This is a genomic window from Salmonella sp. 741265055_HSA (genome assembly GCF_046569525.1).
Taxonomy (GTDB): Bacteria; Pseudomonadota; Gammaproteobacteria; order Enterobacterales; family Enterobacteriaceae; genus Salmonella; species Salmonella enterica.
This window is the reverse complement of sequence record NZ_JBKFSQ010000009.1, coordinates 1-20,963: the sequence shown is the minus strand read 5'-3', so window position 1 is coordinate 20,963 and position 20,963 is coordinate 1. Positions and strand designations below refer to the sequence as shown.

17 protein-coding genes are annotated in these 20,963 nt (G+C 51.9%); 14 read left to right on the top strand and 3 right to left on the bottom strand.

Going from position 1 to position 20,963, the window contains the following annotated elements; all coding sequences use genetic code 11:
* Positions 1 to 317: 317 nt before the first annotated feature.
* The 6 genes from ACLD4K_RS07140 to nhaR all read left to right on the top strand — a co-directional run bounded on the left by ACLD4K_RS07140 (position 318) and on the right by nhaR (position 8,504).
* Positions 318 to 1,811 (top strand): sulfatase, encoded by a 1,494-nt coding sequence (locus ACLD4K_RS07140; RefSeq protein ID WP_411011605.1) that lies wholly within the window; start codon positions 318 to 320, stop codon positions 1,809 to 1,811.
* A gap of 98 nt (positions 1,812 to 1,909) precedes the next feature.
* Positions 1,910 to 3,100 (top strand): anaerobic sulfatase maturase, encoded by a 1,191-nt coding sequence (locus ACLD4K_RS07135; RefSeq protein ID WP_000971148.1) that lies wholly within the window; start codon positions 1,910 to 1,912, stop codon positions 3,098 to 3,100.
* An 18-nt stretch (positions 3,101 to 3,118) separates the two neighbouring features.
* The gene (locus ACLD4K_RS07130) at positions 3,119 to 4,372 is read left to right on the top strand and encodes a hypothetical protein (protein WP_001055834.1); all 1,254 of its coding nucleotides are present in this window, start codon (positions 3,119 to 3,121) and stop codon (positions 4,370 to 4,372) included.
* Between the two features lie 126 nt (positions 4,373 to 4,498).
* Positions 4,499 to 6,214, top strand: coding sequence for an aryl-sulfate sulfotransferase (locus ACLD4K_RS07125; RefSeq protein WP_411011604.1), 1,716 nt, complete (start codon positions 4,499 to 4,501; stop codon positions 6,212 to 6,214).
* Positions 6,215 to 6,376: 162 nt separating this feature from the next.
* A complete protein-coding gene (nhaA, locus tag ACLD4K_RS07120; RefSeq protein ID WP_411011603.1) occupies positions 6,377 to 7,543 on the top strand; it encodes a Na+/H+ antiporter NhaA in 1,167 nt (388 codons plus the stop codon).
* A gap of 61 nt (positions 7,544 to 7,604) precedes the next feature.
* Complete coding sequence (nhaR, locus tag ACLD4K_RS07115) at positions 7,605 to 8,504, top strand: transcriptional activator NhaR (RefSeq protein ID WP_000062872.1); 900 nt, start codon at positions 7,605 to 7,607, stop codon at positions 8,502 to 8,504.
* Positions 8,505 to 8,558: 54 nt separating this feature from the next.
* On the opposite strand, the gene ACLD4K_RS07110 is transcribed toward nhaR, so the two are convergent.
* From ACLD4K_RS07110 to rpsT, 3 genes are all read right to left on the bottom strand, one after another.
* Positions 8,559 to 10,598: a TIM-barrel domain-containing protein gene (locus ACLD4K_RS07110; RefSeq protein ID WP_411011602.1), complete on the bottom strand. Its 2,040-nt coding sequence runs from the start codon at positions 10,596 to 10,598 to the stop codon at positions 8,559 to 8,561.
* A gap of 41 nt (positions 10,599 to 10,639) precedes the next feature.
* Entirely contained in the window at positions 10,640 to 12,010 is a 1,371-nt protein-coding gene (locus ACLD4K_RS07105; RefSeq protein WP_411011601.1) for an MFS transporter, read from the bottom strand.
* A 455-nt stretch (positions 12,011 to 12,465) separates the two neighbouring features.
* Positions 12,466 to 12,729, bottom strand: a complete 264-nt coding sequence (rpsT, locus tag ACLD4K_RS07100; RefSeq protein WP_001518655.1) for a 30S ribosomal protein S20 — start codon at positions 12,727 to 12,729, stop codon at positions 12,466 to 12,468.
* 105 nt (positions 12,730 to 12,834) lie between these two features.
* Between rpsT and ACLD4K_RS07095 the strand changes: the two genes are divergently transcribed.
* From ACLD4K_RS07095 to dapB, 8 genes are all read left to right on the top strand, one after another.
* Positions 12,835 to 13,050: a DUF2575 family protein gene (locus ACLD4K_RS07095; RefSeq protein ID WP_001538903.1), complete on the top strand. Its 216-nt coding sequence runs from the start codon at positions 12,835 to 12,837 to the stop codon at positions 13,048 to 13,050.
* A gap of 7 nt (positions 13,051 to 13,057) precedes the next feature.
* A complete protein-coding gene (gene ribF, locus ACLD4K_RS07090; RefSeq protein WP_000767311.1) occupies positions 13,058 to 13,996 on the top strand; it encodes a bifunctional riboflavin kinase/FAD synthetase in 939 nt (312 codons plus the stop codon).
* Positions 13,997 to 14,040: 44 nt separating this feature from the next.
* The gene (ileS, locus tag ACLD4K_RS07085; protein WP_411011600.1) at positions 14,041 to 16,875 is read left to right on the top strand and encodes an isoleucine--tRNA ligase; all 2,835 of its coding nucleotides are present in this window, start codon (positions 14,041 to 14,043) and stop codon (positions 16,873 to 16,875) included.
* Positions 16,875 to 17,375, top strand: a complete 501-nt coding sequence (gene lspA / locus ACLD4K_RS07080; RefSeq protein ID WP_000042736.1) for a signal peptidase II — start codon at positions 16,875 to 16,877, stop codon at positions 17,373 to 17,375. Before ileS ends, lspA begins: the two co-directional genes overlap by 1 nt.
* A 154-nt stretch (positions 17,376 to 17,529) precedes the next feature.
* Positions 17,530 to 17,979 (top strand): FKBP-type peptidyl-prolyl cis-trans isomerase, encoded by a 450-nt coding sequence (gene fkpB, locus ACLD4K_RS07075; protein WP_411011599.1) that lies wholly within the window; start codon positions 17,530 to 17,532, stop codon positions 17,977 to 17,979.
* 2 nt (positions 17,980 to 17,981) lie between these two features.
* A complete protein-coding gene (gene ispH, locus ACLD4K_RS07070; protein ID WP_001166422.1) occupies positions 17,982 to 18,932 on the top strand; it encodes a 4-hydroxy-3-methylbut-2-enyl diphosphate reductase in 951 nt (316 codons plus the stop codon).
* Between the two features lie 65 nt (positions 18,933 to 18,997).
* Positions 18,998 to 19,912, top strand: a complete 915-nt coding sequence (rihC, locus tag ACLD4K_RS07065; RefSeq protein WP_183059790.1) for a ribonucleoside hydrolase RihC — start codon at positions 18,998 to 19,000, stop codon at positions 19,910 to 19,912.
* Between the two features lie 172 nt (positions 19,913 to 20,084).
* Positions 20,085 to 20,906, top strand: a complete 822-nt coding sequence (dapB, locus tag ACLD4K_RS07060; protein ID WP_183059789.1) for a 4-hydroxy-tetrahydrodipicolinate reductase — start codon at positions 20,085 to 20,087, stop codon at positions 20,904 to 20,906.
* The last annotated feature ends 57 nt before the right edge of the window (positions 20,907 to 20,963 follow it).

Genomic DNA, 20,963 nt, shown 5'->3' with positions numbered 1-20,963 from the left:
TTACCGTTGAAGCAGCAACATATATTGACATCATAATAGCGGTTCTGACACATGGACCATATTTGAGATCTGCGTCACTCGTTCGTGATTCCTTTTTTTATAGACTGCTTCAGGCGTGTTTTCTTTAGCACGAAATATATTTATGGTATTAATATTATAATACATGTGAATAATTATCTGCGATAAAACGATGTTGATGGAAGAAATATAAGATAAATCGAATATATATAGTGCAATTAATTTAGGCTGTATTCCACAGCCGGGTCTATCGGCAAATATATCGTAATCAGACCGTGCGATAACTCAAAGGAGTTGAAATGAAAAGAACAGTCGTTGCCAGTATGATAGGGTTGGCGCTATGCGCTGGAAGCGTATTATCAACCGCACAAGCGGCAAGCGCAAAGCGCCCTAACTTAGTCATTATTCTGGCGGATGATTTAGGGTATGGCGATCTCGCCACCTACGGGCACCGCATCGTTAAAACACCTAACATAGACAAACTGGCGCAGGAGGGGGTGAAATTTACCGACTATTATGCGCCAGCGCCTCTGTGTTCTCCTTCCCGCGCGGGCCTGTTAACCGGTCGTATGCCGTTCCGTACCGGAATCCGTTCCTGGATACCGGAAGGCAAAGATGTTGCGCTGGGGCGTAATGAACTGACTATCGCCAATCTGCTAAAACAGCAGGGCTACGATACGGCGATGATGGGGAAATTACACCTGAATGCGGGCGGCGATCGCACCGATCAGCCGCAGGCGAAAGACATGGGCTTTGACTATACGTTGGTTAATCCGGCGGGATTTGTCACCGATGCTACGCTGGACAACGCCAAGGAGCGCCCGCGCTATGGCGTGGTGCATCCTACGGGGTGGATTCGTAATGGCCAACATATTGGCCGCGCAGATAAGATGAGCGGCGAGTTTGTGAGCTCTGAAGTGGTGAACTGGCTGGATAATAAAAAAGACGATAATCCGTTCTTCTTATATGTCGCCTTTACCGAAGTCCATAGCCCGCTGGCGTCGCCGAAAAAATACCTTGATATGTATTCGCAGTACATGACCGACTACCAGAAGCAGCATCCGGATCTGTTCTACGGCGACTGGGCAGACAAACCGTGGCGCGGCACTGGCGAATATTACGCCAATATCAGCTACATGGATGAGCAGGTCGGTAAAGTGCTGGATAAAATTAAGGCGATGGGCGAGGAAGATAACACCATCGTCATCTTTACCAGCGACAACGGCCCTGTCACGCGTGAAGCGCGTAAGGTATACGAGCTGAACCTGGCCGGGGAAACCGACGGTCTGCGCGGGCGTAAAGACAACCTGTGGGAAGGCGGCATTCGCGTACCGGCAATCATCAAATACGGCAAGCACATTCCACAGGGGATGGTAACGGACACGCCGGTATATGGTCTTGACTGGTTGCCGACGCTGGCCAACATGATGGACTTTAAACTTCCGACCGATCGTACCTACGACGGTCAGTCTTTAGTTCCGCTCCTGAAGGACAAGACTTTAAAACGCCAGAAACCGCTGATCTTCGGTATCGATATGCCGTTCCAGGATGATCCGACGGATGAGTGGGCGATCCGCGACGGCGACTGGAAGATGATCATCGATCGCCAGAATAAACCCAAATATCTCTATAACCTGAAAACCGATCGTTTCGAGACGCTCAATCAAATTGGTAAACAGCCGCAGATTGAGAAACAGCTTTACGGTAAGTTCCTGAAGTATAAAAAGGATATTGATAACGATTCGCTGATGAAAGCCCGTGGCGATAAGCCGACGCCTGTCACCTGGGGCTAATGGAATAATTATAAAAAATTAAGTATGCCACTTAGGGCGATGCCCACCTGATCCGGTCACTCTGTGCCGGATCAGGTTCTTTTATTTCAGGGAAGGTAATGATGTTTGGGAAAAGTTGTCAGGTCATGGTTAAACCAACCGGATCGGTGTGTAACCTTGACTGTAAGTACTGTTTTTATCTGGAGAAAGAAAAGCTCTATCCGGATCGAAAAAACCATTACAAAATGTCGGAAGAGACCCTCGAACTCTTCATCAGGCAGCAGATTGCCGCACAGGATATTGATGAGGTCATTTTTGCGTGGCAGGGCGGGGAACCCACATTAATGGGCATCCCGTTTTATCGTAAAGCCGTTGAATTTCAGCAGCGCTATTGTGGCGGCAAAACCATCGTCAATACCTTCCAGACCAACGGCATCCTGATCAACGACGACTGGGCGACCTTCTTCCGGGAGCATGATTTTCTGGTTGGCGTCTCTATTGATGGCGATGCCGCGTTACACGATGAATGGCGAGTGACGCGCTCCGGAAAGCCGACGCATGAAAAAGTAGAAAATGCGGTGCGTTGTCTGGCGCAACACGACGTAGAATTTAATACCCTCACGGTAGTTAACCGTACCAATATGCATCATCCTGTTCAGGTCTATCGCTACCTGAAAAGCATTGGTAGTCGCTATATGCAATTTATCCCTTTAGTTGAACGCTGCGGGGAAAATGGACTGGCGCAGCCGCAGGATAAACATATCGCGATGACGCCGTGGTCGGTCGATAGCCTGCAATTTGGTCAGTTTCTGAATGCGGTATTTGATATCTGGATCCGTGAGGATATCGGCGATATCGGCATCCAGCTATTTGAACAGACGCTGGCGGCCTGGTGCGGCCTGCCGCCGCAGGTTTGCGTTTTTGCTCCTACCTGCGGCAGCGCGTTTGCGATGGAAATGAACGGCGATGTTTATAACTGCGATCACTTCGTCTATCCGCAATTTAAACTGGGGAATATCCACCAGAAGACGCTGCGTCAAATGAATCAGGGCGAACAAAATCGCCAGTTCGGCAGCGATAAACAGCGTTCAATGGCGCAGGAGTGCCATCGCTGTCAATGGAAGTTCGCCTGCTATGGCGGCTGTCCGAAACATCGTTTTTTACCCTCTGCGTCAGGCGCAACCAATCATAACTATCTGTGTGCAGGTTATCAGGCTTTTTTCTCGCATACCGCGACGGCGATGAGTGCCATGCGAACCCTGTATGAAAAAGGCATCTCACCTGCAGAAATAAAGTCAATATTTGTTTGAAGGTAGTATTCGCAGGGAGTGAATATGTTTTCTCACATTAATGTCGATGCTTGCAAAACGCCAGGCTGCAAAAATCTGGGGATTCTGGGGAGTCCAGACTATCTACCGCAAGGGAAAAATGTTCTCTGTCGAGCGTGCGGTTTTTTGTTCCCCATTATCTCAGCCAGATCGCTTAATCTTTTTCGCCAGGCGGCGAATCAACCCTGGAAAGGTCTGGTGAAGTCCTGTCCGCATTGTGGCGGGACGTCGCTGAAAAAATATGGTTTTTCCACTAAAGGTGAACGGCGTATGTATTGCCGCCAGTGTAATAAAACGTTCATCTCCTATACCGCTATCAGAAGCGACGCCAGACAAGAGAACCTTGCCACGTTGATTGGCGAAGGAGCGTCGCTAGTTGAAATACGCGCGGCGCTGGCGATAGACAGCACGGGTTTTAGCCGCGAATTACAAAAACTGTCCCGTCGCGCTAATCAAGCGGAACGCGATTTTGTGTTTCCCGCGTTTGACATCGCTATGAGCACGCGGGCGTTTCGTGTGAAATTTAACGGCGGCGACAGCAGCTTATACGTGTTGGTGACGGCGGAAGAAGAGAGCGGTAAGGTCGTCGCGATCTCAACGAATTACTCCGCCCAACCGGTGGAAGCGGATTATCAATATCATTCTGATTACGAAGAACGACTCCCGTCCGGCACGCTGGCGCATCTGGTGCAGCGAAAAGAGGCGATGACCATGCGCCGTAATGTATTATTTGATGTGGATTACGGCCCCGCTATTTTATATAAAAACGATCCGGGGATGTTAGTAAAACCCGTATTACCTGCTTATCGACATTTTGAGTTGGTTCAGGCGTTGACGGATGAGCGCTCCCTGAATGTCCAGCATTATCTCGATCACGAATGCTTCATTCTGGGCGGCTGTATGATGGCGAATTTTAGCTATCTTCGTCAGGGTCGCTGCCATATTTCGTTTGTGCGTGAAAGAGGCGTTACGCCGCCCAAACGCGATCTTCCTCCGCGGTTGTTTTTGAGCGGAGGAATTCGCAACAACGTCTGGCGTACATTTTCCACACGGGATTATGCGATGGCAGTATGCAATCTCACAGGAAATAAAAAGGTGAGTTTGTTACGCCATGCGACGTTAAATAGCGCGACGGCGTTTATTCGCTATGTTCACAACCATCCCTTCCTGCCGCATCTTAACCGGATGTCTCCTGGCAATGTTGTTGCCGTACTGGATTACCTAAAATTTGAATATAACGCTTCACGTAACTGAGTTGCTAAAATAAAAGGTGTGATGAGGTGTTGTTGCGGTATTTTATTCGGACGGCTTAAAAATCCAGAGTATTAATTTTCGTGGTCCCCATGAGGGGCGATGAGATTAATACACTGGAGATTTATCATGAATACGTTGACTGCAACGTCTGTTGTCCTTCCTGCGCCGCGTCCGGCAATTAATCAGGGTATCGATATCAATAATGAAATGGTGCTTAACCATACTGCTATTTATGAAAATAGCCTTGCGCAGGTCACGCAAGAGAATACGGTAGAAAATGCGCTGATGTTGTTAGACCCTTACGGCACGGCGCCTTTAAGCGCTTATGCCGGGGTCTGGAGTCTGGAACCGGCTGAGATCATGGTCACGGTCCAGGATGCGGCAAAAACGGCGATGCCGATAGAACATCTTTACACCCTTACGCCAGGCGCAAATCTGTTGCCGGTTCTGGGGCTGGTAGCGGAGACTGAAAACCATATTGTCTTTTCTCAGGCAGATACGCCAATTGCCGTCTATACGCTCACCACACAGCCGTTACCGCCGGTAGATTCCGCGGAGGTCGTATTAGGTTTTCCAATTATCAACGTGACGCAACCTGCTACCGATGCGGACAAGATGGCGCCAGGGTTTTATTTTATTACGCATTTCGATCGCTATAATTATGCATTAGATCAGAATGGTCTGGTGCGCTGGTACGTCACTCAGGATTATCCATCTTATAATTTTGTTCGAATTGATAATGGCCATTTTCTCACCACTTCAGAAGCGAAAAATACCTATCTGGATATGTATGAGTTCGACATGATGGGGCGTCTTCACACATTCTATAATCTCGATAATCAATTTCACCATTCTATCTGGCCGTGGGGCAGCAATACCATTGTTGCGCCCTCTGAATATACCTCGGGTCGGCCCGACGATTTGAAAACCAATGAAGACGGCGTATCGGTTGTCGATCTGACTACCGGGCTGGAGACCGCTTACTACGATATGGCGAAGGTGCTGGATACGACGCGGGTTTCCCGTCCTTCAGGTACGGCGCCGGGAGAAGACCCGACGGTTAAAGACTGGCTGCACATAAACCAGAGCTACGTGAATGAGACGAATCAGTTGTTAATTGCATCCGGGCGTCATCAGAGCGCGGTGTTTGGCGTCGATCTGCAAACGCAAGCGTTACGCTTTATTTTGTCAACGCATGAAGACTGGGACGACGCTTATCAGCCTTATCTTTTAACCCCGGTCGACAGTGACGGTGTGGCGCTTTACGACTTTAGCAAACAGGAGGATATCGACGCGGCCGACCGTGACTTTTGGACGTGGGGCCAGCATAACGTCGTTGAAATCGCCAATAATACGCCGGGTATAGTGGAGTTTATGGTATTTGATAACGGTAACTACCGTTCGCGTGATGACAGCAAAAGCCTGTTATCGCCGGATAACTACAGCCGCATTGTCCATTTCGTGGTGAATATGAATGAGATGACCGTTATGCGGCCATTTGAATACGGCAAGGAGCTGGGCGCGCGTGGCTACAGTAGCTGCGTTAGCGCGAAAGCGATCCAGCAGAATGGCAATATTGTGGTGCATTTTGCCGACTGCACGTTTGATGAAAATGGCCGCGCCATCTCTTGCCAGCCTGGCGAGAGCGATATTATCGATCCGCAGGCGGGCAGCGAGGCGATGGGGCTGCTAATTTTACAGGAGATTGCGCCTACGGAGAAAACCGTGCTTTTTGAAGCGACCATGACGTCAGGTTACTACAAAAACGCGGAAACGAACGGGGAAGGCTATCGCTACGATATTACCAGTTTCCGGGTGTATAAAATGGATCTGTACGCGTAGCGGTCTATCATCAATGACTGACTGCACTAAAAAAGTCCGGCGTAAGTCGGACTTTATTTCGTAAAAAACGAGCTATTCATCATATATAATCTAATTTTAACGATGAGTCAGGCGAGGTAAGATAGTGGATTCGAAGAATTCACCTGATTGAGAGAATAAAAAGTGAAACATCTGCACCGATTTTTTAGCAGCGATGCCTCTGGGGGCATCATTCTCATCATCGCTGCTGCGCTGGCTATGCTGATGGCCAATATGGGCGCGACCAGTGGATGGTATCATCATTTTCTGGAGACGCCGGTTCAGCTACGGGTTGGGGCGCTTGAAATCAACAAAAACATGCTGTTGTGGATCAACGATGCGCTGATGGCCGTGTTTTTCCTGTTGATTGGCCTGGAAGTTAAGCGCGAACTGATGCAAGGCTCGTTAGCCAGTCTGCGCCAGGCCGCTTTTCCGGTGATTGCCGCCATCGGCGGGATGATTGTACCGGCATTGCTCTATCTGGCCTTTAACTACTCCGATCCGGTCACTCGCGAGGGCTGGGCTATTCCTGCCGCGACGGATATCGCCTTTGCGCTGGGCGTGCTGGCGCTGTTGGGCAGCCGGGTTCCGCTGGCGCTGAAAATTTTCCTGATGGCGCTGGCGATCATCGATGATCTCGGCGCCATCGTTATTATCGCACTGTTTTATACCAGCGATCTTTCTATCGTCTCGCTGGGCGTGGCGGCGTTCGCGATTGCCGTGCTGGCGCTGCTGAACCTGTGCGGCGTCAGGCGGACAGGGGTATATATTCTGGTCGGGGCAGTGCTGTGGACGGCGGTACTGAAGTCCGGCGTTCACGCGACGCTGGCAGGCGTCATTGTCGGTTTCTTTATTCCGCTGAAAGAAAAACACGGTCGCTCGCCGGCGAAGCGTCTGGAGCATGTTCTGCACCCGTGGGTCGCGTACCTGATCCTGCCGCTCTTCGCTTTTGCGAATGCCGGCGTTTCTCTTCAGGGCGTCACGATTGACGGTCTGACCTCCATGCTGCCGTTGGGAATTATTGCCGGTCTGCTGATTGGTAAGCCGCTGGGGATTAGCCTGTTTTGCTGGCTGGCGCTGCGTTTCAAGCTGGCGCATCTGCCGCAGGGAACCACTTATCAGCAAATCATGGCGGTCGGCATTTTGTGTGGCATTGGCTTTACGATGTCCATCTTTATCGCCAGCCTGGCATTTGGCAATGTCGATCCGGAACTGATTAACTGGGCGAAATTGGGCATTTTGATTGGTTCATTGCTCTCCGCAGTGGTGGGGTATAGTTGGTTGCGCGCGCGTTTGAACGCGCCGGCATAATCAGTACGAAGGAAAGGGGGAGCGATGTATCGCTCCCTTGCGACATTGAGCAGGGAGAGAAATGAGCATGTCTCATATTAACTACAACCATCTTTATTACTTCTGGCATGTCTATAAAGAAGGTTCTGTCGTGGGCGCCGCAGAGGCGCTTTTTCTGACGCCGCAAACCATTACTGGTCAAATTAAAGCCCTGGAAGAGCGTTTACAGGGGAAGCTATTTAAACGTAAGGGACGCGGTCTTGAACCCAGCGAACTGGGCGAGCTGGTTTTTCGCTATGCGGACAAAATGTTTACGCTAAGCCAGGAGATGCTGGATATCGTCAATTACCGCAAAGAATCAAACCTGTTATTTGATGTCGGCGTCGCCGATGCTTTATCTAAGCGTCTGGTCAGCAGCGTTCTGGATGCGGCGGTGGTGGTGGACGAACCCATACATCTGCGTTGCTTTGAGTCCACGCACGAAATGTTGCTCGAACAGCTCAGCCAGCACAAGCTGGATATGATTATCTCCGACTGCCCGATAGATTCCACGCAGCAGGAGGGGCTATTCTCAGTCAAAATCGGCGAATGTAGCGTCAGTTTCTGGTGTACGAATCCGCTTCCTGAAAAAGCGTTCCCTGCCTGCCTGGAAGAGCGACGGTTGCTGGTGCCGGGACGTCGCTCGATGCTGGGGCGTAAATTGTTGAACTGGTTTAATTCGCAGGGGTTGCAGGTTGAGATCCTCGGTGAATTTGATGACGCGGCCTTAATGAAGGCGTTTGGCGCGACGCACGATGCGATTTTTGTGGCGCCGAGCCTTTATTCGCTGGATTTTTATGCCGATGAGTCGGTAATAGAGATTGGGCGCGTGGAGAATGTCATGGAAGAATATCATGCGATTTTTGCCGAGAGAATGATCCAGCATCCGGCGGTGCAGCGTATTTGCAATGCGGACTACTCGGCATTGTTTAAACTACAGTAGACGTACCTACCGTAATACTTCCGGCTGCGGTATTAACCCGCAGCCGGAATCATTCTACAAATTCAGTAGGCTGCGGTACTGCCCCCCTTCGCGGATAAACACCGGAATTCTGTTCAGTGGCGTAGCGTACTGCAGCGTCTGCCCTCCTGAATAGCTTTCACCGGTCGCAAGATCCGTCCATGTTTCCCCTTCCGGTAGCCAGACATCACGTTCGTGCATACCTTCATGCATGACGGGGGCGATCAGCAGGTCAGGACCAAAACAATACTGGTCGGTGATTGCCCAACTTGTTTCCTGTTCGGGGAATTCAAAGAACAGGGGGCGCATCACTGGCGTATTGTGCTTATGGGTTTCCTCCATCAGCGCTTTGATATAGGGCTTGAGTTTTTCTCGCAACGCCAGGCAACCTGTCAGTACGTCGCATACTTCCTCACCGTAGCTCCAGACCTCGTTCGGCGCACCTGTAGGGCACTGGGCGATACCATCCCGGTACGGTTGTGCGGGTAAAATCTGCGGATCGCGGTTGCCGTGCAGACGCATCACCGGGCTAAAGACGCCCCACTGGAACCAGCGAATCAGCAATTCATGGAATTTCGGGTCGTGAATATTACCGCCATGGAAACCGCCGATATCCGTCGTCCACCACGGTATCCCCGCGATTCCCATATTGAGTCCGGCGGCAAACTGGTTGCGTAGCGATCTAAACGAGGAGTGAATATCACCCGACCAGACCAGCGCGCCGTACTTCTGACTGCCGGCCCAGGCGCAGCGTAGCAGGTTGATAACCTGGTCTTCGCCATCGGCTTTCATGCCGTCAAAAAAGGTTTTAGCGTACATACGTGGGTAGATATTGCCTACTTCCAGTACCGGCCCGGCGTGGTAGCGATAGTTGTCGTAGTCGTAAACGCTGAACTCAGGTTCGGCTTCATCTAACCAGAATAACTTCACGCCTTTATCGTAATAGTTGCGTTTGGCTTTGCCCCAGACGTAGTCGCGCGCGCCCGGATGAGTCGCATCAAAGAAAGTGGTGTTGCCGAGGAAATCCATATTGATCGGCAAGCCACGTTCCGTTTGCACCAGCCAGCCGTTTTCGCGCATCTCCCGATAGCTTTCGGTACGGTTATCCACCGTCGGCCAGACGGAGACCATCAGCTCAATTCCCAGCGATTTCAGTTCGGCAATCATGGCATCAGGATCGGGCCAGTCGCGCGCATCGAACATCCAGTCACCCTGATTCGGCCAGTGAAAGAAGTCGATAACGATCACCGAGATAGGCAGATTGCGGCGCTTATATTCGCGGGCGACCTCCAGCAGCTCTTCCTGAGTACGATAACGGAGTTTGCACTGCCAGAAGCCCATGGCGTAGTCCGGCATCATCGGCGGTGTGCCGGTAGCCAGCGCGTAAGCCCGGCTAATTTCTGCCGGGGTATCGCCAGCCGTGATCCAGTAGTCCAGTTGCTCGCTGACTTGTGCTTCCCATTCGGTAACGTTGTGGGCAAAGGTTACGCGCCCGACTGCCGGGTTGTTCCATAAAAATCCGTAGCCCAGACTGGAGAGCATAAACGGTACTGAGGCCTGGGAGTTACGTTGCGCCAGCTCAAGCACGCATCCTTTGAGATCCAGGTTGGCCTGTTGATACTGCCCCATACCATAAATTTTTTCCCCTTCGGTGGCTTCGAAGCGGGCTTTCAGTGAATATTTCCCACCCTGAATAGGGCGGAACTCGCGTCCCTCAAGGTTGAGTGCGCTGACGTACTGGCCGTGAGAAGATTCATCCTCGCCAATTTCGCCCCGCAAGCGCCAGAACTCCTGCAACAGAGGTTTGTGTGGATGGCGGTAAAAGGTAACCTGTCCTTTTTGATTGACGATAGCGATAATTTTGCCGTTAGTCAGCGTTGCCTGGTGGTGCTCATAATCAATGTGACACTGGCTTTCTGCGACGGGCTCAGTCAATGCCCAGTCTTCATTTCTCATTACCGGCAGATGACGGCCACTGCGTACGCGCAGGCTGTTCTCGCCCCAGGGTTCAATCCATAAATAGCGATCGTTTTGCTGCCAGACCAGGCGACGCGGGTCGTGTTGCATAAATGGCATAGTGGTGCCTCCCATATTCGAGGGTGAAGGTAAAGATGGTTTTAGTTGGTGGTTTCCAGATCGTGGCGAATCTTCTCTTCCATCGCTTCGTATTTGCGAAAGAAAAGTAGTGGGATCGCTGCGAGCGCGAAGAGTAGGGCGGGTGCCCAGATAAAGGCCCAGGTAATTCCCTCCAGACCCGCAGCACTCTGGGCATGGTTGGGAACATAGCCAAAACTGTTCATGATCCAGGCGGCGAAAGCGGTGCCGAGGCCACTACCCATCTTGATGCAGAAGGTGCTGCCGAAGGCGATAAGAATGCCGGTAGCCTTAATACCGGTCTTCCAGGCGCCGAAATCGACGGCGAAGCCCAGCATGGCAAATGGCATTGAGCAGGCGATACCGCTGCCGATATTGCCGAGTATCCAGGCGGCGATGAGAAAAGTAATGTTGTCCGCTGCCAGCCACATCATGACGCCGCCAAACGTGGCGACCAGCAAACCGCCTACCCATATCCAGGTTTTAGCCAGGTATTTGCTAAAGAAGGGGATAGCGATGATAAACAGGATCTGAATTGTCGCCAGGCTGTTAATCAGCGGTACCAGATCCTTACGGTCGAGATTGTAGGTCAGATAATAGACAATGGTCGTGGAGCGCTGCTGTAGGGCAATCCAGAAGATCAGATTAGCCAACACCATCAGGATCCACGGCCAGTTACCTTTCATCGCCGCGAAACTTTTTTTCATCGGCAACTTAGGTTCATGCTGTATTTTATCCGCATCCATTTCACGAATGTTTTTAAACGCAAAGAGCGTTAGCGCGCAAGATATAATGGCAAACGTAATTGCCGTATAAATAAAACCAGCGTGATCATCACCGTTACCTAAAAAAGCGACTAACGGTAAGGCGGTCGCGTTCATTAATAAAACCCCAATTTGCCCACCGGTCATTCGCCAGGAATTTAAAACCAGTCTTTCCTTGGGAGATAAGGTCATCAAGGGTAATATTGCACTGAGTGGTGTATTAAGTCCGGTAAATAGAATACTGGCAATCATATAAGATATTGCTGCATAGATGGCTTTTCCTGTCATACTGATATCAGGAGACCAAAATGACAGCGCGCTGAATACCGCAAAAGGCAGCGGTAACCATAAAAACCAGGGACGACATTTACCGTAGCGTGAACGCGTTTTATCGATGATGATCCCCCAGATGGGGGCGTCTATGCCATCGACAATACGCGCCAACAGCAGGATAACGCCTGCTACGGCAAGGCTAATACCCGCAACGTCTGTGTAGAAATATAAAATGTACGTTGAACCGAAGCAGTACAGCAGATTACCCGCCACATCCAAAGAGCCGTAGCTAATACGCTGTAGTAAAGACAATGATGCTGACCCGGAAGGCTGGGTATCCTCAATGACAGAACTCATAATGATAACTCCGATATTGGTACGATACGCCCAGAAAAACAACCTCTACTTTCTAAGCAAGTTTTAAATATTATTTTTATGTCGTTTCTAAATTTAACCTCAGATTAAAATGAGTGAGTAAGGTGTACATGAAAAGTAGTTAACCCGACGGCATCAATCAATTATCAAATCTTACATCAGGATTGCGTTTATTAGTTTTTGAATGAGCGATGCTTCTATTTGCTAAGGTGGTCACAGTTTTTTTAATAATGAAATAAAAAAAGGAAAACAGTGAAAGAAAATAACTTTCAAGTATTACGTGACTAAGGGAGGGGTAGCTGAAAAAATAGGCTGGTCAGGAAGAGCGTGAACGAGTGAGGTAAGCGCCAGCGGTTGACGAGCAAAACGGCAGATAGCAGGCATAAAAAAACCCGCTTTACGCGGGTTTTTTTACAAAGCTGATAACAAGCAGGCGATTAAGCCAGTTTGTTGATCTGTGCAGTCAGGTTAGCTTTATGACGTGCAGCTTTGTTTTTGTGGATCAGACCTTTAGCAGCCTGACGGTCCACGATCGGTTGCATTTCGTTAAATGCTTTCAGTGCAGCAGCTTTGTCGCCAGCTTCGATAGCTGCGTATACTTTCTTGATGAAAGTACGCATCATAGAGCGACGGCTTGCGTTGTGCTTACGAGCCTTTTCAGACTGAACGGCGCGCTTCTTAGCTGATTTGATATTAGCCAAGGTCCAACTCCCAAATGTGTTCTATATGGACAATTCAAAGGCCGAGGAATATGCCCTTTTAGCCTTCTTTTGTCAATGGATTTGTGCAAATAAGCGCCGTTTAAATTGCAGCACTCGTTGCGTAGTGATGGCGCAGGATTCTACCAGCTTGCGTGCTGTGAATACAGCCTTTCCATGAGAAAAATTGCATTAAGCGGCGGGTTTTGGGGCGGAGTTTGCCGCATGGCGATGAAAAGCATCTTCTTTATGTTTCCTCAGGGCAATAGTCGGTTAACCTTGACCGCTGTACAAGGTATACTCTTGCGATTTTCACTGTTTTGAGTCAGACATGAAGCTGATACGCGGCATACATAATCTCAGTCAGGCCCCGCATGGGTGTGTGCTGACCATTGGTAATTTCGACGGCGTACATCGGGGGCATCGCGCTCTACTGCAGGGTTTGCAGGAAGAAGGACGCAGACGCGGTCTGCCGGTGGTGGTCATGATTTTCGAACCGCAGCCGCTGGAGCTGTTCGCGACGGATAAAGCGCCCGCTCGCCTGACGCGCCTGCGTGAAAAACTGCATTACCTTGCGCAGTGCGGCGTGGACTATGTGCTGTGCGTGAAATTCGATCGCCGCTTTGCCGCTTTGACGGCGCAAACGTTTATCAGCGAACTGCTGGTGGAGCGACTTGGCGTGCAATTTCTTGCCGTCGGCGATGATTTCCGCTTTGGTGCTAGCCGCGCGGGCGATTTCTTGTTATTACAGAAGGCGGGGGCGGAGTATGGTTTTGCGGTTTCCAGCACCCAAACCTTTTGTGAAGGCGGCGTGCGTATCAGTAGTACCGCAGTGAGACAGGCGCTGGCGGAAGATAACCTGGCGCTTGCCGAAAGCCTGCTGGGACATCCCTTTACTATTTCCGGGCGTGTCGTTCATGGCGACGAGCTGGGACGTACCATTGGCTTCCCGACGGCGAACTTACCGCTGCGCCGTCAGGTCTCCCCGGTCAAAGGGGTCTATGCGGTGGAAGTCACCGGGCTTGGCGATAAGCCGTTACCCGGCGTAGCGAACATTGGCACTCGTCCAACGGTGGCTGGCGTGCGTCAACAACTGGAAGTGCATCTGCTGGATGTTGTAATGGACCTCTACGGTCGCCATATAGATGTAATACTGCGTAAAAAGATACGTAATGAGCAGCGATTTGCGTCGCTTGATGAGCTAAAAGCGCAAATCGCACGCGATGAGTTAACGGCCCGCAAGTTTTTTGGGCTAGCCGGGCAGGTGTAACCCTGACGGTGTTTATCAAACCGAAATACGGAACCGAGAATCTGATGAGTGACTATAAATCGACCCTGAATTTGCCGGAAACAGGGTTCCCGATGCGCGGCGACCTCGCCAAGCGTGAACCGGGAATGCTGGCGCGTTGGACCGATGATGATCTGTACGGCATCATTCGTGCGGCCAAAAAAGGCAAAAAAACCTTCATTCTGCATGATGGCCCTCCATATGCGAATGGCAGCATTCATATTGGTCACTCAGTTAACAAGATTCTGAAAGACATTATCGTGAAGTCCAAAGGACTGTCGGGATTTGACTCGCCTTATGTGCCGGGCTGGGACTGTCACGGTTTGCCTATCGAGCTGAAAGTCGAGCAGGAGTTCGGTAAGCCGGGCGAGAAATTCACTGCCGCTGAATTCCGCGCCAAGTGCCGCGAATATGCCGCTACGCAGGTTGACGGCCAGCGTAAAGACTTCATTCGTCTGGGCGTGTTGGGCGACTGGTCGCATCCGTACCTGACCATGGACTTCAAAACCGAAGCCAACATCATCCGCGCGCTGGGCAGAATTATCAAAAACGGTCATCTGCACAAAGGCGCTAAGCCGGTGCACTGGTGCGTTGACTGCCGCTCCGCGCTGGCGGAAGCGGAAGTTGAATATTACGACAAAACGTCACCGTCTATCGACGTGGCGTTCCGTGCCGTCGATCAGGATGCGGTGAAAGCGAAGTTTGGTTTGCCGGGCGTTAGCGGCCCTGTGTCGCTGGTTATCTGGACCACCACGCCGTGGACTCTGCCGGCTAACCGCGCCATCTCCCTGGCGCCGGACTTTGATTATGCGCTGGTGCAGATTGACGGCCAGGCGGTGATTCTGGCGAAAGATCTGGTTGAAAGCGTCATGCAGCGTATTGGCGCGGCTGAATACACCATTCTCGGCACTGTTAAAGGCGCGGAGCTGGAACTGCTGCGCTTTACCCATCCGTTTATGGGCTTTGACGTGCCGGTGATCCTCGGCGATCACGTCACCCTGGACGCCGGTACCGGCGCGGTACATACCGCCCCTGGCCACGGCCCGGATGACTACGTGATCGGCCAAAAGTATGGCCTGGAAACGGCTAACCCGGTTGGGCCGGACGGCGCTTACCTGCCAGGCACATATCCAACGCTTGACGGTGTTAACGTCTTCAAAGCGAACGATATCGTTATTGAACTGCTGAAAGAAAAAGGCGCGCTACTGCATGTCGAAAAAATGCAGCACAGCTATCCGTGCTGTTGGCGTCACAAAACGCCGATCATTTTCCGCGCGACCCCGCAGTGGTTCGTCAGCATGGATAAAGAAGGGCTTCGTCAACAGTCGCTGAAAGAGATCAAAGGCGTTCAGTGGATCCCGGACTGGGGTCAGGCGCGTATTGAATCAATGGTCGCTAACCGTCCTGACTGGTGTATCTCACGTCAGCGTACCTGGGGCGTACCGATGTCGCTGTTCGTGCATAAAGAAACGCAGGAGCTGCTGCCGATTGAGCGTACTCTGGCGGCGATGGAAGAGGTGGCGAAACGCGTCGAAGTTGACGGTATCCAGGCGTGGTGGGATCTCGACCCGAAAGAGATCCTCGGCGAAGATGCTGATCAATACGAGAAAGTTCCGGATACGTTGGACGTTTGGTTTGATTCCGGTTCCACCAGTTACTCCGTGGTTGACGCACGTCCGGAATTCGCCGGTCATGCTGCCGATATGTATCTGGAAGGGTCTGACCAGCATCGCGGCTGGTTTATGTCCTCCCTGATGATTAGCGTGGCGATGAAAGGCAAAGCGCCATACCGCCAGGTACTGACTCACGGCTTCACCGTCGATGGTCAGGGGCGCAAGATGTCCAAGTCCATCGGTAACACCGTGTCGCCGCAGGATGTGATGAATAAACTGGGCGCGGATATCCTGCGTCTGTGGGTGGCGTCTACTGACTATACCGGCGAAATGGCGGTCTCTGACGAGATCCTCAAACGTGCTGCCGACAGCTATCGTCGTATCCGTAATACCGCGCGCTTCCTGCTGGCGAACCTCAATGGCTTCAATCCGGCCACCGATATGGTCAAACCGGAAGAGATGGTGGTGCTGGACAGGTGGGCGGTGGGCTGCGCGAAAACGGCGCAGCAAGAGATTCTGAAGGCATACGAAGCTTACGACTTCCATGAAGTGGTACAGCGCCTGATGCGCTTCTGCTCCGTTGAAATGGGCTCGTTCTACCTCGACATCATCAAAGACCGCCAGTACACCGCGAAGGCCGATAGCGTCGCGCGTCGTAGCTGCCAGACTGCGCTGTATCATATCGCAGAGGCGCTGGTTCGCTGGATGGCGCCGATCATGTCCTTCACGGCTGATGAAATCTGGGGCTACCTACCGGGCGAGCGTGAAAAATATGTCTTCACCGGCGAATGGTACGACGGGTTGTTTGGCCTGGAAGAGAATGAAGAATTTAATGACGCATTCTGGGACGATGTCCGCTATATCAAGGACCAGGTCAACAAAGAGCTGGAAAATCAGAAAGCCAATGGCATCAAATCGAACCTGGAAGCAAAAGTGACGCTGAAATATGCTGACGATGCTAACGGTACGATCAAGAAGCTGAAACTGTTGGGTGAAGAGGTCAGATTTATCTTCATTACTTCCCAGTTCGTGATTTCTGAGCAAGCGGGGGGTATTGATGATGAAAATATTCAGTACAATGCTGGTAATACGACAGTTCAAGCAGTGGTAACGCGTGCCGAGGGTGATAAGTGTCCGCGCTGCTGGCACTACACTACTGATGTCGGCAAGGTGGCGGAACATGCAGATATCTGCGGACGCTGTGTCAGCAACATCGCCGGTAATGGCGAACAACGTAAATTTGCCTGATGAGTAAACCACTCTGTTCAACAGGACTACGCTGGCTATGGCTGGTAGTAGTCGTGCTGATTATCGATTTGGGCAGCAAATACCTGATCCTCCAGAATTTCGCTCTGGGGGATACGGTAGGGCTGTTCCCGTCGCTTAATCTGCATTATGCGCGTAACTACGGCGCGGCTTTTAGCTTCCTGGCGGATAGCGGCGGCTGGCAGCGCTGGTTCTTTGCCGGGATTGCGATAGGGATCTGCGTAATTCTTTTGGTGATGATGTATCGCTCGAAAGCGACGCAGAAGCTGAATAACATCGCTTATGCGTTAATCATCGGCGGCGCGCTGGGTAACCTGTTCGACCGCCTGTGGCACGGCTTTGTTGTCGATATGATCGATTTTTACGTCGGCGACTGGCATTTCGCGACGTTCAACCTTGCCGATAGCGCGATCTGTATCGGCGCGGCGCTGATTGTACTGGAAGGCTTTTTGCCGAAGCCGACAGCGAAAGAACAGGCATAAGCGTAAATACCGGGTGGCGCTTATCCGGTTTTGTAGGCCTGATAAGCGCCGCGCCATCAGGCAAACGTGGTGCCGGATGGCGGTGAAAACGCCTTATCCGGCCTACGGTTTTATCGTTCTTTGTGCCTCCGGGCAAAACACGTGAGCAATTTGCATGTCTAAATCCGTACAGAGCAACAGCGCGATCCTCGTTCACTTCACCCTGAAACTGGATGATGGCTCAACGGCGGAATCTACCCGCAATAACGGCAAGCCAGCCCTGTTCCGTCTTGGCGATACCTCGCTTTCCGAAGGTCTGGAGCAGCAGCTTCTGGGGTTGAAAGAAGGGGAAAAGAAAGCGTTTTCGCTGGAGCCTGACGCCGCGTTTGGCGTCCCCAGTCCGGACTTGATCCAGTATTTCTCGCGCCGTGAGTTTATGGCGGCGGGCGAGCCGGAAGTCGGGGCGATTATGCTTTTTACCGCAATGGATGGCAGCGAAATGCCTGGTGTGATTCGCGAAATCAACGGCGACTCGATTACCGTTGATTTTAACCATCCGCTGGCCGGGCGTACCGTTCATTTTGATATTGAAGTGCTGGAAATCGATCCGGTGCTGGAGGCATAAACATGCAGATCCTGTTGGCCAACCCACGCGGTTTTTGCGCCGGGGTAGACCGCGCTATCAGCATTGTTGAAAATGCGCTCGCCATTTACGGCGCGCCAATTTACGTTCGGCACGAAGTCGTGCATAACCGCTATGTAGTGGACAGCCTGCGCAAGCGCGGGGCGATCTTCATAGAGCAAATTAGCGAAGTGCCGGATGGCGCCATTCTGATCTTCTCCGCTCACGGGGTTTCCCAGGCGGTGCGTAACGAGGCGAAAAGCCGCGATCTTACCGTTTTTGACGCCACCTGCCCGCTGGTGACGAAAGTCCATATGGAAGTGGCGCGCGCCAGCCGTCGCGGTGAAGAATCCATTCTCATCGGCCACGCCGGGCACCCGGAAGTGGAAGGTACCATGGGCCAGTACAGCAACCCGGAAGGGGGGATGTACCTGGTTGAGTCGCCAGAGGACGTCTGGACGCTGAATGTCAAAAATGAAGGCAAGCTCTCCTTCATGACGCAAACCACGCTTTCCGTGGACGATACGTCCGATGTGATTGATGCGCTGCGTAAACGCTTTCCGAAAATCGTCGGCCCGCGCAAAGACGATATTTGCTATGCCACTACTAATCGTCAGGAAGCGGTGCGGGCGCTGGCGGAGCAGGCTGACGTGGTGCTGGTGGTCGGCTCGAAAAACTCTTCTAACTCTAACCGGCTGGCGGAACTGGCCCAACGGATGGGAAGAACCGCGTTTCTTATCGACGATGCGGCGGATATCCAGGAGGCATGGGTGAAAGAAGCCGCCTGCGTCGGCGTCACCGCTGGCGCTTCCGCGCCGGATATTCTGGTGCAGAATGTTATTGCGCGTCTGCGCGAGTTTGGCGGCGGCGAAGCTGTCACGCTTGAGGGGCGCGAAGAAAATATTGTTTTCGAAGTGCCGAAAGAGCTGCGTGTGGATGTTCGTGAAGTAGAGTAAATTTTTCACGCTCCGGTTATGCGAAGATGCCAGATACTCTGTCTGGCATTTTTTATGGAGCAGATATGCGTTTGCCAATCCTACTTGATACCGATCCGGGCATTGATGACGCGGCTGCGATTGCCGCTGCGCTGTTCGCCCCCCAGCTTGATCTGCAACTGATAACCACTGTCGCAGGCAATGTTTCCGTTGAAAAAACGACCCGTAATGCGTTGCAGCTTCTGCATTTCTGGAACAGCGATATCCCACTTGCCCAGGGGGCCGCGACGCCGCTGCTGCGTCCGTTACGCGATGCGGCATACGTCCACGGCGAATCCGGCATGGAAGGCTATGATTTTGTCGACCATCAGCGCCAACCGTTGGCGAAGCCTGCGTTTATCGCTATCCGGGATGTGCTGATGAACGCCCCGGAGCCCATGACATTAGTGGCGATTGGGCCATTGACCAATATTGCGTTGCTACTGATGCACTATCCGGAATGCCGCTTCAACATTCATCGGCTGGTGATTATGGGCGGTTCCGCAGGGCGCGGCAATTTTACGCCTAATGCTGAATTTAACATTGCTGTCGACCCGGAAGCCGCCGCCCACGTATTTCGTAGCGGCATTGAGATTGTGATGTGTGGGCTGGATGTCACGAATCAGGCAATGCTCTCGCCAGATTTTCTGAATAAACTGCCCGCGCTGAATCGTACCGGTAAGATGTTGCACGGTCTGTTCAACCATTATCGCAGCGGTAGTATGCGCACTGGCGTCCGGATGCACGATCTCTGCGCGATCGCCTGGCTGGCGCGCCCGGAATTATTTACCCTTAAACCCTGCTTTGTGGCGGTGGAAACGCAGGGGGAATATACCGCAGGCACGACGGTCGTTGATATTGAGGGGCGGCTGGGAAGACCGGCAAACGTTCAGGTAGCGCTGGGCATTGATGTTGCCGGATTTCAACAGTGGACTGCAGACACGCTGGCATTGGCGCAATGATCCCTGCGCTTCTACCCCGATGACGTTACGTATTCCGTAACGTCATGTCTTTTACTGATATCGCTCCCTGTTTATCATTAATTTCTAATTATCGGCGATTTTAGATGGCGGCCTCGTCAGAGGCTGGTTACTCTGAAAACGGTTTACATCATTTTAACGTAAGAGAATAACTATGCATGAAGCACAGATCCGCGTCGCGATTGTCGGCGCGGGAGGACGCATGGGCCGTCAGTTAATTCAGGCCGCGTTGCACATGGAGGGTATTCAGCCAGGCGCCGCGCTGGAACGTGAAGGGTCTTCATTGCTGGGTAGCGATGCGGGCGAGCTGGCAGGCGTGGGGAAAACGGGCGTCATCATTCAAAGCGATCTGGCGTCGGTCAAAGATGATTTCGATGTTCTGGTCGATTTTACCCGTCCTGAAGGCACACTGGCGCATCTGGCATTCTGCCGTAAACATGGTAAAGCGATGGTTATTGGCACCACCGGTTTTGATGAGGCCGGTAAACAGGCTATTCGCGACGCCGCGCAGGAGATCGCCATTGTTTTTGCGGCTAATTTCAGCGTGGGCGTCAATGTGATGCTTAAACTGCTAGAAAAAGCGGCGAAAGTGATGGGCGACTATAGCGATATTGAGATTATCGAAGCGCATCATCGTCATAAAGTCGATGCGCCGTCAGGAACCGCGCTGGCGATGGGAGAGACGATTGCCCATGCGCTGAATAAGGATCTGCAAGACTGTGCGGTTTTCAGTCGGGAAGGGCATACCGGCGAGCGCGTACCGGGAACGATTGGCTTTGCAACCGTTCGGGCGGGCGACATCGTCGGCGAGCATACCGCGATGTTTGCCGATATTGGCGAGCGCGTAGAGATTACGCATAAAGCTTCCAGCCGCATGACGTTTGCAAATGGCGCGTTGCGATCGGCATTATGGCTAAAAACGAAGAAAAATGGGCTATTTGACATGCGTGATGTGCTGGGGCTGGATGTATTATAACGACTAAGAGCCTATCCCATTAGGGCTATTTTACTTGCCATTTTGGACCTGGGCAGT

Bases quoted from the DNA above. Each gene is read 5' to 3' on its own strand.
- ACLD4K_RS07140 (WP_411011605.1), top strand. From the start codon at position 318: ATGAAAAGAACAGTCGTTGCCAGTATGATAGGGTTGGCGCTATGCGCT.
- ACLD4K_RS07135 (WP_000971148.1), top strand. From the start codon at position 1,910: ATGATGTTTGGGAAAAGTTGTCAGGTCATGGTTAAACCAACCGGATCG.
- ACLD4K_RS07125 (WP_411011604.1), top strand. From the start codon at position 4,499: ATGAATACGTTGACTGCAACGTCTGTTGTCCTTCCTGCGCCGCGTCCG.
- nhaR (WP_000062872.1), top strand. From the start codon at position 7,605: ATGAGCATGTCTCATATTAACTACAACCATCTTTATTACTTCTGGCAT.
- ACLD4K_RS07110 (WP_411011602.1), bottom strand. From the start codon at position 10,598: ATGCCATTTATGCAACACGACCCGCGTCGCCTGGTCTGGCAGCAAAAC.
- ACLD4K_RS07105 (WP_411011601.1), bottom strand. From the start codon at position 12,010: ATGAGTTCTGTCATTGAGGATACCCAGCCTTCCGGGTCAGCATCATTG.
- ribF (WP_000767311.1), top strand. From the start codon at position 13,058: ATGAAGCTGATACGCGGCATACATAATCTCAGTCAGGCCCCGCATGGG.
- ileS (WP_411011600.1), top strand. From the start codon at position 14,041: ATGAGTGACTATAAATCGACCCTGAATTTGCCGGAAACAGGGTTCCCG.
- lspA (WP_000042736.1), top strand. From the start codon at position 16,875: ATGAGTAAACCACTCTGTTCAACAGGACTACGCTGGCTATGGCTGGTA.
- fkpB (WP_411011599.1), top strand. From the start codon at position 17,530: ATGTCTAAATCCGTACAGAGCAACAGCGCGATCCTCGTTCACTTCACC.
- ispH (WP_001166422.1), top strand. From the start codon at position 17,982: ATGCAGATCCTGTTGGCCAACCCACGCGGTTTTTGCGCCGGGGTAGAC.
- rihC (WP_183059790.1), top strand. From the start codon at position 18,998: ATGCGTTTGCCAATCCTACTTGATACCGATCCGGGCATTGATGACGCG.
- dapB (WP_183059789.1), top strand. From the start codon at position 20,085: ATGCATGAAGCACAGATCCGCGTCGCGATTGTCGGCGCGGGAGGACGC.